This window comes from Mesorhizobium sp. B2-9-1, assembly GCF_006439455.1.
GTDB lineage: Bacteria > Pseudomonadota > Alphaproteobacteria > Rhizobiales > Rhizobiaceae > Mesorhizobium.
The window spans coordinates 128,431-140,775 of sequence record NZ_VFTP01000006.1 but is presented as its reverse complement, the minus strand read 5'-3'; the positions used below and the strand labels follow the sequence as shown (position 1 = coordinate 140,775).

12 protein-coding genes and 1 tRNA gene are annotated in these 12,345 nt (G+C 64.6%); 6 read left to right on the top strand and 7 right to left on the bottom strand.

What is annotated here, in order from left to right; all coding sequences use genetic code 11:
* Window positions 1-55 precede the first annotated feature (55 nt).
* Window positions 56-1,462 carry an NAD(P)-dependent oxidoreductase gene (locus FJW05_RS14210; protein ID WP_246673418.1) on the top strand — a complete coding sequence of 469 codons (1,407 nt, stop codon included), beginning with the start codon at window positions 56-58 and terminating at the stop codon, window positions 1,460-1,462.
* A 43-nt stretch (window positions 1,463-1,505) separates the two neighbouring features.
* On the opposite strand, the gene FJW05_RS14205 is transcribed toward FJW05_RS14210, so the two are convergent.
* Together FJW05_RS14205 and FJW05_RS14200 are read right to left on the bottom strand one after the other, a co-directional pair.
* Window positions 1,506-1,582 (bottom strand) — tRNA-Arg (locus FJW05_RS14205).
* Between the two features lie 86 nt (window positions 1,583-1,668).
* Window positions 1,669-2,832: a M20 aminoacylase family protein gene (locus tag FJW05_RS14200; RefSeq protein WP_140633050.1), complete on the bottom strand. Its 1,164-nt coding sequence runs from the start codon at window positions 2,830-2,832 to the stop codon at window positions 1,669-1,671.
* Window positions 2,833-3,052: 220 nt separating this feature from the next.
* On the opposite strand from FJW05_RS14200, the gene FJW05_RS14195 reads away from it, so the two are divergent.
* Both FJW05_RS14195 and FJW05_RS14190 read left to right on the top strand, forming a co-directional pair.
* Window positions 3,053-4,219 carry a D-alanyl-D-alanine carboxypeptidase family protein gene (locus FJW05_RS14195; protein ID WP_140633048.1) on the top strand — a complete coding sequence of 389 codons (1,167 nt, stop codon included), beginning with the start codon at window positions 3,053-3,055 and terminating at the stop codon, window positions 4,217-4,219.
* Between the two features lie 8 nt (window positions 4,220-4,227).
* The gene (locus FJW05_RS14190) at window positions 4,228-5,334 is read left to right on the top strand and encodes a GTP-binding protein (RefSeq protein ID WP_140633045.1); all 1,107 of its coding nucleotides are present in this window, start codon (window positions 4,228-4,230) and stop codon (window positions 5,332-5,334) included.
* Here FJW05_RS14190 and FJW05_RS14185 read toward each other — a convergent pair.
* The 5 genes from FJW05_RS14185 to FJW05_RS14165 all read right to left on the bottom strand — a co-directional run bounded on the left by FJW05_RS14185 (window position 5,331) and on the right by FJW05_RS14165 (window position 9,323).
* Window positions 5,331-5,600 (bottom strand): sulfurtransferase TusA family protein, encoded by a 270-nt coding sequence (locus tag FJW05_RS14185; protein ID WP_140633042.1) that lies wholly within the window; start codon window positions 5,598-5,600, stop codon window positions 5,331-5,333. The genes FJW05_RS14190 and FJW05_RS14185 overlap by 4 nt on opposite strands.
* A 50-nt stretch (window positions 5,601-5,650) precedes the next feature.
* Window positions 5,651-6,949 carry a murein L,D-transpeptidase family protein gene (locus tag FJW05_RS14180; RefSeq protein WP_140633039.1) on the bottom strand — a complete coding sequence of 433 codons (1,299 nt, stop codon included), beginning with the start codon at window positions 6,947-6,949 and terminating at the stop codon, window positions 5,651-5,653.
* A 221-nt stretch (window positions 6,950-7,170) separates the two neighbouring features.
* A complete protein-coding gene (locus tag FJW05_RS14175; protein WP_140633036.1) occupies window positions 7,171-8,121 on the bottom strand; it encodes an acetyl-CoA carboxylase carboxyltransferase subunit alpha in 951 nt (316 codons plus the stop codon).
* Between the two features lie 99 nt (window positions 8,122-8,220).
* Window positions 8,221-9,135 (bottom strand): site-specific tyrosine recombinase XerD, encoded by a 915-nt coding sequence (locus FJW05_RS14170; RefSeq protein ID WP_140633033.1) that lies wholly within the window; start codon window positions 9,133-9,135, stop codon window positions 8,221-8,223.
* A gap of 35 nt (window positions 9,136-9,170) precedes the next feature.
* On the bottom strand, window positions 9,171-9,323 hold the full coding sequence (locus FJW05_RS14165; protein ID WP_042643428.1) for a hypothetical protein: 153 nt from the start codon (window positions 9,321-9,323) through the stop codon (window positions 9,171-9,173).
* 190 nt (window positions 9,324-9,513) lie between these two features.
* Here FJW05_RS14165 and FJW05_RS14160 point away from each other — a divergent pair, with 190 nt between their 5' ends.
* Genes FJW05_RS14160 through FJW05_RS14150 form a run of 3 tightly spaced genes read left to right on the top strand, consistent with a single transcriptional unit; the run spans window position 9,514 to window position 12,172 of the window.
* The gene (locus tag FJW05_RS14160; RefSeq protein WP_140633030.1) at window positions 9,514-10,143 is read left to right on the top strand and encodes a shikimate kinase; all 630 of its coding nucleotides are present in this window, start codon (window positions 9,514-9,516) and stop codon (window positions 10,141-10,143) included.
* Window positions 10,140-11,279, top strand: a complete 1,140-nt coding sequence (gene aroB, locus FJW05_RS14155) for a 3-dehydroquinate synthase (protein ID WP_140633027.1) — start codon at window positions 10,140-10,142, stop codon at window positions 11,277-11,279. Before FJW05_RS14160 ends, aroB begins: the two co-directional genes overlap by 4 nt.
* Window positions 11,276-12,172 (top strand): transporter associated domain-containing protein, encoded by an 897-nt coding sequence (locus FJW05_RS14150; protein ID WP_140633024.1) that lies wholly within the window; start codon window positions 11,276-11,278, stop codon window positions 12,170-12,172. Before aroB ends, FJW05_RS14150 begins: the two co-directional genes overlap by 4 nt.
* The last annotated feature ends 173 nt before the right edge of the window (window positions 12,173-12,345 follow it).

Sequence of the window (12,345 nt, the reverse complement as noted above, 5' to 3'; positions counted from 1 at the left end):
CCATCGGATGACGGATTGGAGTAGTTGGAGGGAGCTGCAGGGGAAACCGCGCTCCATGACATCAGCCAATATTCTGATTTGCGACTTTGTCGGCCTCCGCTTTGGGGCGGACGACAATCCCGATCACAGCGAGGTCAAGGCTTATATCGAAGCCAAGGGTGGCGTGTTCCACCAGACAGGCATCGCCGCAGCCGGCGCCCTTGACCCCGGCAAGCTGCATTTCTTCTACCAACCTCAATTGAGCACGCGCGACGAATTGTTGGCCGAGGCGGGCGACGGCCGCTACGACGCCGTCATCGCCGCCGCGACGTTCATTCCGGCGGAGACCAGGTTCCGCCTCGGCGGCGTGCGCATCGGCGCCGGCACCGGCAATATGGGCTCGGCATCGTGGGGTGGGGGCAGCGGCGAAGGCGGCGAAGCGCCGTTAATGAACACGCCGGGCATCAACAGCCGCGCCACCGCGCAAATGGCCATGAAGGCGCTGCTGAAAGTCAGGCCCAATCTTCCCGTGGACAGGCTCAACGCCCTGGTCGCCGGTGGGCAATTCGATACCGGAAAAGACCTGCGGCATTACCCGACCGAGAAGCTCGAAGGCAAAAGACTGGCGGTGATCGGCTACGGCAATATCGGCCGGGAATTCGCCAGGCTCGGCCAGGCCTTCGGCATGCGGGTCGCCATCCATGCGCGGCCACGTCACCGCAAATGGATCGAGCTGGAGGGCTTCGACTACGCCGCGACCATGGTGGACGCCGCGCGCGGCGCGGACGCGCTTTCGGTCCATCTTGGCCTGGGTGCTTTCGATGCCGGCCAGCAACGTTACGCCAACGCCGGGCTGATCTCAGACGGGGTGCTTTGCGCACTCAATCCAGGCGCCGTGCTGATCAACTACGATCGCGGCGAGCTGGTCGATGTCGCAGCGCTGGAGCGCGCGCTGGAATCGGGTCGCGTTTCCCACGCAGCGATCGATGCCGATCTTTTTACCGACGGGGCCGCGCTTTCAGGGCCGATGCTGCCTTATCTGAAGCTGGTCGAGCGTTATGGCCAGCGTCTGGAACTTCTCCCGCATGCCGCGGCCGACACGGACCATCCCTCCCGTGTCGCGGGCGCCAAGCAGGCGATCGATCAGATCTACGCCGCCGTCACCGAGCACCGAGTCTACAATCTGAAGGGATCGCTGCCTCCGGGTTTCGTCGACATGGGAGCGAAGGTCCCGCCCGGTATCGGCGGCATCAATCCCCAGCATCTGGCGGCGCTGGCCGACGATCAAAACGCGGCCGCCGATCTCGCCCAGTCGAGCGCCGTCGTCGCCGCGTTCTGGGAACGCGTCCTGGCTGCGCCCGAACAGGAAAGACCGGCGCTGATCGCTTCCGGAGGCGAGACATTCGCCGAGGCCGCGAACCGCCTCTCCACACATTTGCGCAGGCACCATCTTTCGGGGCCGTTCTCACAAGGATCGACCTGACACCCACCATGCGGCGACTTGCTCGCCAAGCCATTGAAAAGCATGGTGATCCCGACAGGAATCGAACCTGTGACCTACAGATTAGGAATCTGCCGCTCTATCCTACTGAGCTACGGGACCACGCGGCCCGACACATAAACGCTTCGGGCCGGTTCGCCAAGAGGCGAGAAGGCGATGGGAACGCTGTCGCCTTCGCCTGCGTGCGCTCAGGTGGCGAGCGCGGTCTCGGCCAGCTTCACCCAATAGCTCATGCCGTGCGGGATGACCTCGTCGTTGAAGTCGTAGGCCGGGTGATGCAGGCCGGCCGAGTCGCCATTGCCGATGAAGATGAAGGCGCCGGGGCGGGCTTCCAGCATATAGGAGAAATCCTCGCCGCCCATCACCGGCTGGATGGCGCGGTGGACGTGGCTGTCGCCGGCGACGTCGGCGGCGATATCGCCCGCAAACACGGTTTCCTCGGCATGGTTGAAGGTGACAGGGTAGTTGGCGTCGTAATCGACCTCGATGGTGGCGCCGAAGGCGGAGGCGAGGCCGGCGCAGAGTGCGCGAATGCGCTCTTCCGATTTCTTGGCCACTTCTTTCTTCAGCGTGCGCACGGTGCCGGCGATCTCGGCGCTTTCGGGGATGACGTTATAGGCGTCACCGGCGTGGAACTTCGTCACCGACACCACAACGGACTCGACCGGATCGGTGCTGCGCGAGGCAATGGTTTGCAGCGCGCCGACCAACTGGCTGGCGATGACGATCGGGTCGATCGTGCCGTGCGGCATCGCGGCATGGCCGCCGCGGCCCTTGACGGTGATGGTGAATTCGGCGGTCGCGGCCATGATCGGGCCGGGCTTGATGGCGAACTGGCCGACCGGCAGGCCCGGCATATTGTGCATGCCGAACACCTTTTCGATGTCGAAGCGCTCCATCATGCCGTCCTTGACCATTTCGTTGCCGCCGCCGCCGCCTTCCTCTGCCGGCTGGAAGATCACCGCCACGGTGCCGGCAAAATTGCGCGTCTCGGCCAGATATTTGGCGGCGCCCAAGAGCATGGCGGTGTGGCCGTCATGGCCGCAGGCATGCATCTTGCCGCGCACGGTCGAGGCCCACGGCTTGCCGGTGATCTCGTCGATCGGCAGCGCGTCCATGTCGGCGCGCAGCCCGATGGTCGGGCCATCGCCCTTGCGGCCGCGGATGATGCCGACGACGCCGGTCTTACCCAGTCCCGTCACCACCTCGTCGCAGCCGAAGGCCGTCAGCTTCTCGGTGACGAAACCGGCAGTCTGGAAAACGTCGAAATTCAATTCCGGTGTCTGGTGCAGATGTCGTCGCCAGCCGGCAACTTCTTCCTGCATTTGCGCGGCGCGGTTCAGAATCGGCATGGTCGGTCCATCTCTTGGTTGACTGGCGGCAGTCGGTTCAGAGCCACTGCTCGGCAATTGTGAATATATGGCACTTTGCCATTTTGGCGTCACATAGGGTAAATAGCACCGCAACAATGCGGCTCGGGATCGAGGGTCGGCCCGCATTATGCTGGCGATGGGTAACGAAATCTTACGGAGCCAGCGGCGATCACGGCAAGAGGCGATTTCGGATTTGATCATGCGGCAAAGGCATTTCCTCAACCTGCTGCTGGCAGGCGCGCTGGCGCTTCCGGTGCTTGCCGGCACTGCGCGCGCCAATCCGGTCGTGCTTTTCGACCTCAAGAGCGGCGCTGTGCTGGAGCACCAGGACGCGTTCAAGCGTTGGTATCCGGCCTCGCTCAGCAAGCTGATGACGGCCTATGTCGCCTTCCGCGCGATCCAGGCCGGCGAGGTGGCGCTCGATTCGCCGATCAAGGTGACGAAGCACTCGGCCGGCGAGCCGCCGAGCAAGATGGGCTTCAAACCGGGTTCGGTGATGCGGCTCGACAATGCGCTGAAGATGATGCTGGTCAAGTCGGCCAACGACATAGCCATGGCAGTCGGCGAGAATATCGGCGGGTCGCAGGCCGCATTCGCCGAGCGCATGAACGCCGAGGCGGCCCGGCTCGGCATGGTGGGCACGCATTTCGTCAACCCGAACGGACTCTATTCGCCGGAACAGTATACGACCGCGCGCGACCTTGCCGTGCTGGTGACGGCGTTGCGCGATGATTTTCCGCAATATGCCCCGTGGTTCTCGATCGAAGGCCTTGCCGTCGGCAAGAAGGCGCTCCCGAACTACAATCTCCTGATCGGCCGCTATCCGGGCGCCGACGGCATGAAGACCGGCTTCGTCTGCCCGTCCGGCTTCAACATGATCGGCTCGGCGACGCGCAACGGGCGCACGCTGGTCGCCGTGGTGCTTGGCGAGAAATCGGCGATCAGCCGCGCCGAAGCGGCGGCAAAGCTGCTCGACCAGGGTTTTGAGATGCCGGCGGCGGGTTCGACCACGCTGGCCGCTCTCAAGCCCTATGGCGACACGCTGTCACCCAACGACATGCATGACGAGATCTGCGCGAAAAAGCCGAAGGCGGAGCAGTCGGAGGCGGCGCCCGAAGTTGCCGCAAAGGATAAGCCGAAGTCGCCTTACCAGGTGAAGCTCGCCCACCCTACGCTCATCGCGGTCGGCCTCGGCGGCGCCACGGGACCCGCGCCTAAGGCCTTCGTCGACCAGACCGACCAGAACTATGCCGATGTGCCGCTGCCGATCTGGCGGCCGGACAGGCCGGCGCCGCCCGGCGCCGAGCCGCTGGCGACCGCCGCTGCCGGAGCGCAGGGCGACCAGCCCGTCAAAGCCGCCAATTAGGCAAACCAATGAGCAGCTTTCCCATTCCCGTTTCGGTGCTCACCGGCTTTCTCGGCGCCGGCAAGACGACGCTGCTCAATCGGCTGCTCAAGGATCCGGCGCTTGCCGATACGGCGGTGATCATCAACGAGTTCGGCGAGGTGGCGATCGACCATCTGCTGGTGGAGCAGGCGTCGGACGGTATCATCCAGCTTTCCGACGGCTGCCTCTGCTGCACGGTGCGCGGCGACCTGGTCGATACGCTCGCCGATCTGGTCGACCGGCTGCAGACCGGCCGTATCGCGAAATTGGCCCGTGTCGTCGTCGAGACGACGGGCCTGGCCGATCCGGCACCGGTGCTGCAGTCGATCATGGCGCATCCGGCGCTGGTGCAGGCGTTCCGGCTCGACGGCGTCATCACGCTGGTCGACGCCGTCAACGGCGAGGCGACGCTCGATACCCATGTCGAGGCGGTGAAGCAGGCGGCGGTGGCCGACCGCATCGTGCTGACCAAGACCGATCTTGCCGGCGCGGCCGAGGTCGAGGCGTTGCGGGCAAGGCTCAAGCAGATCAATCCGGGCGCCGTCGTGCTCGATGTCGACGAGGCCGGCGCCGCGGCGCTGTTCAATTGCGGCCTCTATGATCCTGAAACCAAGTCCGCCGACGTGCGGCGCTGGCTTGGCGAAGAGGCCGCGCACGACCATGATCACGACCATCACCGCCATGACGGCGACCATGATCCTCACCACCATCATGAGCATCGCCACGACACGCGCGTGCGCTCGCACTCGCTTGTCCATGACGGCCCGGTGCCGTTCTCGGCGATCGAGATGTTCCTCGACCTCCTGCGCTCGACGCATGGCGAGAAACTCCTGCGCATGAAGGGCGTCATCGAACTCGCGGAGGATCCCTCGCGGCCGCTGGTCATCCATGGTGTGCAGAAGATCCTGCATCCGCCGGCGAGACTGCCGGCCTGGCCCGACGGCCAGCGCGGCACCAGGCTGGTGCTGATCACGCTCGACATGCCTCAGGACTATATCCAGCGGCTGTTCGCCGCCTTCACCAACAAGCCGTCGATCGACACGCCGGATCGCGCGGCGCTGCAAGCCAATCCGCTGTCGATTGCCGGGCTTTAAGCTGAAGCAAGCAGATCGGCCGCCCTGCCGCGCTCGACCAGGAAACGGTGGCCGCCAGTGACGGCCGCCGTATCGAGCAGCTGGTGGCCGGCATCGGCGCAGAAGGCCGGGATGTCGATCACCGCCAGCGGATCGGTGGTTTCGAGCCACAGCCGAGCGCCGGGTCGCATCGCAGCCAGCCGCTTGCGGGCCTTCAGCACCGGCAACGGACAGTTCAGTCCCTTGAGATCGTAGATGGCGGGCGGCTTTGCCTTTTGTTCATGCATGTCGTTATCCCAAAACCGCCTTCCACTTTTGGGCGACATGCATAAAAATCTCAGCCGCCGAACATGCCGAGAAGCTTCTTCTTCAGCTTCGACACGGTGCCCTGGTCGGCGTCGGCGGCGGCCTGCGTTTCCTGCGCCGGCTGGGCGGGCGCGGCTTCGACGCCAGCGGTGACGACCGGTTGCTGCGCCGCCTGCTTGGCGGCCTCCTTCTCGGCCAGCGCCTGCGCCCTTGCCTGTGCCTTGGCGACCTTGGCCGCCTCGATCGCGGCCAGGCGCTGCTCTTCGGCCTTGCGCTTGGCTTCCTTTTCCGCGTCGGCTGCCGCCATCTTGCGGCCGAGCGGGGAATCGATGCGGCCCATGCGGGTCGTTTCGGTCACCGAGCCGTCGGAATTCAGCGACGGCGGGTCGATCGGCACACGCTCGCCGCGGGCGCGGCGCTTCGACCAGTCGGAAACGATGCTGGCTTCCTTGACGCCGGCAATCGTCGGCTTCGGCGGCGGCGTGCTCGAATTCACGGCCGAATTGAAGGCCGCGTCGTAGCTCTTCTCGTAATTGGCATAGGCCATCCTCAGCGAATCCGGCTGGGTCATCGCGGGGCAGGGGCCGGTCGGGTCGAAGGTCGTGCCTTCGGGCGCGACCTGGTTGAAGACGTAGCGCTTCTCGCAGACGTCGACCTTCGGCGGCACCTTGGTGATCTCGAAATTGTCGTAGCCGACCTTCAGCATCTTCCAGAACTCGTAGTTCGGGTCGTTGCGGTAGCGCGCCATGTTGGCGGCGGTCATGCGGAACGGAAAGGCCTGGATCTGGAACTCGGTCTGGCCGCCCTGGAAGGCGTCGCGGCCGAAGGCATAGATCTGCTCGATCTGGGCATCGGTCATCGAATAGCAGCCGGACGACGAACAGGCGCCATGAACCATCAGGTTCTGACCGGTGCGGCCATTGGCGCGGTCATAGGCGTTGGGGAAGCCGATGTTGAAGGACAGGTGGTAGTTCGAGCGCGGGTTCATCTGCGAGGGACGCACCGTATAGAAACCTTCCGGCGCCTGGCGGTCGCCCTCGGTGTATTTGGGGCCGAGCTTTCCCGACCATTTGCAGATGTCGTAGGTGGCGACAAGATCGTAGCGGCCGTTGGTCTTGGCCTTCCAGATCTCGAGCTTGCCTTCCTCCTTGAAGATGCGCGCCATCACCGAGGAGGTGCGCACCATGCCCTTGGCCCTCATGTCGGCGAGGATCTTGTCGGGCAACGGCTTGTTGGCCTCCGGCGCGAAGTCCTTCATCGACGAATCGTTGCAGCCGGCGATGCCGATGGCGGCGATCAGGATTCCGGTGCGGGCAAGCTTGGCAAACATCGATACGGCTACGTCTCTTCTCTCGGGCCAACGGCTGTCGGCATGGCCGGGCCCATAGGCTGAACACCAGTGGACCGTAAGCCCGTTAACCTTGAAAATTCCTTACCGCAAGCCTTGGCAAACCCCTCGCGGCGATTTCCATTGAGCCGAATCCGGCGGCATTTTTGTGGCGGAATTGCTTATTCCGGCCACAGTTGAACGTCTTGCCGCGACTTGAGAGGTCAGAGGCTGCGGCCCATCGCCAGGTATTTCTCGCGGCGCTGCTCGCGGAAATCGGTGTTGGCGCCGGCGAAATCCTTCATCGTCCTGGCGATGAGGTCGCCGGTGGACGCAATCACCGTTTCCGGCGCGCGCTGGGCGCCGCCCATCGGCTCGGGAATGATGGCGTCGATGATCTTCATCTCGAGAAGGTCCTGCGCGGTGATCTTCATGTTGGTCGCCGCGTCCTTCGAGCGCGTGGTGTCGCGCCACAGGATCGAGGCGGCGCCTTCGGGCGAGATCACCGAATAGATGGCATGCTCCAGCATGTAGACGCGATTGGCGGTGGCGATCGCGATGGCCCCGCCGGAGCCGCCTTCGCCGATGACCACCGAGATCGACGGCACTTTCAGCGAAAGGCAGGCCGAGGTCGAGCGCGCGATCGCTTCGGCCTGGCCGCGCTCCTCGGCGCCGACGCCGGGATAGGCGCCGGCTGTGTCGACCAGCGTCAAAAGCGGGATCTGGAAGCGGTCGGCCAATTCCATCAGCCGCACCGCCTTGCGGTAGCCCTCTGGCCGCACCGAGCCGAAATTGTGCTTGATGCGGCTTGCGGTGTCCGAGCCCTTTTCTTGGCCGATGATCGCCACCGGCTCGCCGCGAAAACGCGCGAAGCCGCCGACGATCGCCTGGTCGTCGCCGTAATTGCGGTCGCCGGCCAAAGGGGTGAAATCGGTGAACAGCGTCTTGATGTAGTCGACGCAATGCGGGCGGTCGGGATGGCGCGCGACCTGTACCTTCTGCCAGGGCGTGAGCGCCTTGTAGAGGTCGCGCAAAGCGTCGCGCGAGCGCTTTTCCAGCCTGCTGATCTCTTCGGCGACATCGACCGCCTCGCCGTTCTCGGCAAGCTTCTTCAGCTCAAGGATCTTGAGCTCCAGATCCTGCACCGGCTTTTCGAAGTCGAGGTAGTTGTACATGCTTGGGCGGACCGATCCGTCGGAAGGCAATGGCTGGCGGAACCGCTGAAATGCCGGCTCCGGGCGGTGGAACGTCGCCCTCACATAGCGATATGAGGCCTAGTCGGCAAGCGGGTGATGATCGTTGACCAGCCGCACCAGCCGCTCCTCCAGCACGTGGGTGTAGATCTGCGTGGTCGAGATGTCGGCATGGCCCAGGAGTTGCTGAACGGCTCTGAGATCGGCGCCGTTCTGCAGGAGATGGCTGGCAAAAGCATGGCGAAGCACATGCGGCGAGATTTTTGCCGCTTCTATCCCCGTCCGCGCGGCCAACCCTTTGAGATCGCGGGCGAAAACCTGCCGGGAGAGATGGCCGCTGTCGGAAGAGGCTGGAAACAGGAACGGGCTCTCGGCAAAGGCCGGCCGCTCGGCCCTTGCGGCGAGCCAGGCGCGCATGGCGGCGCGCGCCTTGGCCGAGAGCGGCACCATGCGTTCCTTGTCGCCCTTGCCGCGCACCATGAAGAAGCGATCGTCGCGCAACGCCACCGTCACCGGCAGGCCGACCAGTTCCGATACGCGCAAGCCCGTTGCGTAGAGCACTTCGACCAGCGCGTGCAGGCGCAACGCGGCCAGCCTGTCGCCGTCCGGCCCGGATCCTCCGGCTTCCTGCGCAGCCCGGTCGAGCAGGCGCCCGGTCTCGGCTTCGCTCATCGTCTTCGGCAGCGGCCGGCCCTTGCGCGGGCTGTCCAGCGTGCCGGTAGGGTCGTCGCCGCGCAGCCCTTCGGCATAGAGGAATTTGAAGAACTGGCGGATGGCCGACAATTTGCGCGCCTGCGAGGTCGGCGCGAAGCCGCGCGCGGCGATGTCGTCGAGATAGGCGCGGATGTCGGCCGATCCCGCGCCCGCCAGTCCGCCCTTGATCGCTTCGGAAGCATCCTCCAGGTCGCGGCGATAGGACGAAAGCGTGTTTTCGGCCGCGCCTCGCTCGGCGCTCATCATCTCGAGGAAGGCTTCGATGCGGGCGGCGCTGTTCATCGGGCCGGGATCAGCTCTTTGTCGGTTTTAGCGGGTCAGTTCTTCTTCGGGTTGAGCTTTTCAGCCGGAATGCGGATGCTCATTTCCGCCTTTTTCGGCTCCACGAACATCGCCAGCGCGAACATCGCGCCATAGGCAATGCCTGCAAGAACCGCCAGCGTCACGACGAAGCGAAACAAAGTCGGCATTCAATTTTCGCCCGTCTTGTTGTTCTGCGTTTCCAAAGCCCTGTGCCCTTATGGGACGCCAATCCGGCCAATTCAAGCACGAAGGATTCCGGTGAGCAGGAGGTTTTGCCGGGGAAGCTTCGAGGCCGTTTGTCCGGCCGTGCTTGACGCAAACAGGCTTTTGATGTCGATACGGCGCAAAGAGGCCCCGATGAACGCTCTGCCACCAAATCCGACGGACGAAGGCCGCGCCGCGCTGATCGAACGGCTCGGAAGCCGGTCGATCGTCTTCGTCGGACTGATGGGCGCTGGCAAGACCGCGATCGGCCGCAAGGTGGCGACGATGCTGTCGCTGCCCTTCATGGACAGCGACCAGGAGATCGAAAGCGTCTCGCGCATGACGGTGCCGGAGTTGTTCGAGCGCTATGGCGAGCCGGAATTCCGCGCGCTGGAGCAGCGGGTGATCCTGCGTCTGCTGGAGAACGGACCGCAGGTGCTGTCGACCGGCGGCGGCGCCTTCATGAACGCGCAGACGCGCGAGGCGATTTCCGCGCATGGCGTATCGGTCTGGCTGAAGGCCGATCTGGACCTGTTGATGGAGCGCGTTTCGAAGAAGCAGAACCGGCCGCTCTTGAAGAATCCCGATCCGCGTGGCGTGCTGGAGAAGCTGATGGGCGAGCGCTATCCGGTCTATGCCATCGCCGACCTGACGGTGCCGACACGCGACGACCGCAAGGAGATCATCGCCGGCGAAGTCGTCGCGGCGCTTTGCGCCCATCTCGGCATCGACGCGATCGCAACGGGCGCTACAAGCGCCACAACTGACGAGGTTCAGTCGTGAGCGAACCGGTGAAGGTCGAGGTCGGGCTCGGCGACCGCGCCTATGATATTCTGATCGGCTCAGGATTGCTGGCGCGTTCCGGCGAGGAGATCGCACGCCGGCTTCCTGGTACCCGCGCGGCCATCGTCACCGACGAGAATGTCGCCGCCGCGCATCTCGACACGCTGAAGGCTGGGTTGGACAAAGGCGGCATCCAGTCCGTTGTCATCACGCTGCCTGCGGGCGAAAAGACCAAGAGTTTCGTCCATCTGGAGGAAGTGGTCGACGGCGTGCTCGCGGCAAGGCTCGAACGCCGCGACGTGGTGATCGCGCTCGGCGGCGGCGTCATCGGCGACCTTGCCGGTTTTGCTTCCGGCATCGTGCGCCGAGGCATGAATTTCGTTCAGATACCGACCTCGCTGCTGGCGCAGGTCGATTCTTCCGTCGGCGGCAAGACGGGCATCAACAGCGCGCGCGGCAAGAATCTCGTCGGCGTCTTCCACCAGCCCAGGCTGGTGCTTGCCGACACCCAGGTGCTCGATACGCTGCCGATCCGCGAGTTCCGCGCCGGCTATGCCGAGCTTGCCAAATACGGGCTGATCGACCGCCCGGCCTTCTTCGCCTGGCTCGAACGGAACTGGCGGGATGTTTTCGCCGGCGGTCCGGCGCGGGTCGAGGCGATCGCCGAAGCCTGCCGCGCCAAGGCCGACGTCGTTGCCCGCGACGAGTTCGAGACCGGCGACCGCGCCTTGCTCAATCTCGGCCACACTTTCGGTCATGCGCTCGAAGCTGCCACGCAGTATGATGGGAGCCGGCTCGTCCATGGCGAGGGCGTCGCCATCGGCATGGCGCTGGCGCATCGTTTTTCGGCGCGTCTCAACCTGGCGAGCCCGGACGACGCGGAGCGCGTCGAAGCGCATCTGCGCGCCGTCGGCCTGCCCTGGCGGATGGCCGATATTCCGGGCGAGCTGCCGGACGCCGAGGCGTTGCTCGGCTTCATCACCCAGGACAAGAAGGTTTCGCGCGGCGCGCTGACCTTCATTCTGACGCATGGCATCGGCCAAGCTTTCATCGCCAAGGACGTGCCGTCGTCGGAAGTGCTCTCCTTCCTCAAATCGAACCATCCGGGATGGCTCGAGGTGAGCCATCCCGGATGAACGGCGCCGGCTGGATCGTCGCCGCCGTCCTTGCCGCCATCGTGCTTTTGGCGCTTTTCTTCCGCGCCCGATTGCTTGCCGCTTGCGGCTATGCGCTGCGGCCGATCGAGCCGGCGCAGCGGTCCGAGCGCAACGGCAAGGATGAAGACGGCGACGAACCTCGCCGCGAGGGCGCGGCTGCCGGTGAGGAGCGCAATCGGCTCGAGGGCCTGTTCGATCTCGACGAGCTCGAAGTGTCGGATGTCATGGTCCACCGCACCAATATGCGCTCGGTCAATGCCGACAATGCGCCGGAGGCGGTGGTGCGCGAGATCCTGCAGAGCCCGCACACCCGCATGCCACTGTGGAAGGGCTCGCTCGACAACATCGTCGGCGTGTTGCACGCGAAGGATCTGCTGAGGGCCCTCAACGAGGTCGGCAACGATTTTTCGCGGATCGACGTCATGAAGATCGCGGCCAAGCCGTGGTTCGTGCCGGACACCACCACCTTGCAGGAACAGCTCAACGCCTTCCTGCGGCGCAAGGCGCATTTCGCCATCGTCGTCGACGAGTATGGCGAGGTCGAAGGGCTGGTGACGCTGGAGGATATCATCGAGGAGATCGTCGGCGAGATCGCCGACGAGCACGACATCGACATGCAGGGCGTCAAGAAAGAGGCCGACGGCTCGGTCGTGGTCGACGGCACGGTGCCAATCCGCGATTTGAACCGCGCGCTCGACTGGGACCTGCCGGACGAGGAAGCCACGACGATCGCCGGCCTCGTCATTCATGAGACGCAGTCGATCCCGGAGGAAAAGCAGGCCTTCACCTTCCACGGCATGCGTTTCGTGGTGATGAAGCGCGAGAAGAACCGCATCGCCCGATTGAGGATACGTCCCGCCAGCGAGGGCTAGAGCACTAACACGGAAATCTTGACTGGTCGGCTATGTCGCGTTGGCAGGCGGTATGCCTTGGAGGTTGGCCGAAACGGTCCGGCCTCGTCATCCACGGGCGGAGCAAGGAGCGCAGCGACGCGCACAGACCCGAGGATCCATGCCGGGATGCATGAGCGCTGCTGCGGTGCAGA

Coding starts and splice junctions, on each gene's coding strand:
- FJW05_RS14190 (WP_140633045.1), top strand. CDS start 4,228: ATGAGCAGCTTTCCCATTCCCGTTTCGGTGCTCACCGGCTTTCTCGGC.
- FJW05_RS14160 (WP_140633030.1), top strand. CDS start 9,514: ATGAACGCTCTGCCACCAAATCCGACGGACGAAGGCCGCGCCGCGCTG.
- FJW05_RS14175 (WP_140633036.1), bottom strand. CDS start 8,121: ATGTACAACTACCTCGACTTCGAAAAGCCGGTGCAGGATCTGGAGCTC.
- FJW05_RS14210 (WP_246673418.1), top strand. CDS start 56: ATGACATCAGCCAATATTCTGATTTGCGACTTTGTCGGCCTCCGCTTT.
- FJW05_RS14195 (WP_140633048.1), top strand. CDS start 3,053: ATGCGGCAAAGGCATTTCCTCAACCTGCTGCTGGCAGGCGCGCTGGCG.
- FJW05_RS14200 (WP_140633050.1), bottom strand. CDS start 2,832: ATGCCGATTCTGAACCGCGCCGCGCAAATGCAGGAAGAAGTTGCCGGC.
- FJW05_RS14170 (WP_140633033.1), bottom strand. CDS start 9,135: ATGAACAGCGCCGCCCGCATCGAAGCCTTCCTCGAGATGATGAGCGCC.
- FJW05_RS14180 (WP_140633039.1), bottom strand. CDS start 6,949: ATGTTTGCCAAGCTTGCCCGCACCGGAATCCTGATCGCCGCCATCGGC.
- FJW05_RS14165 (WP_042643428.1), bottom strand. CDS start 9,323: ATGCCGACTTTGTTTCGCTTCGTCGTGACGCTGGCGGTTCTTGCAGGC.
- FJW05_RS14150 (WP_140633024.1), top strand. CDS start 11,276: ATGAACGGCGCCGGCTGGATCGTCGCCGCCGTCCTTGCCGCCATCGTG.
- FJW05_RS14185 (WP_140633042.1), bottom strand. CDS start 5,600: ATGCATGAACAAAAGGCAAAGCCGCCCGCCATCTACGATCTCAAGGGA.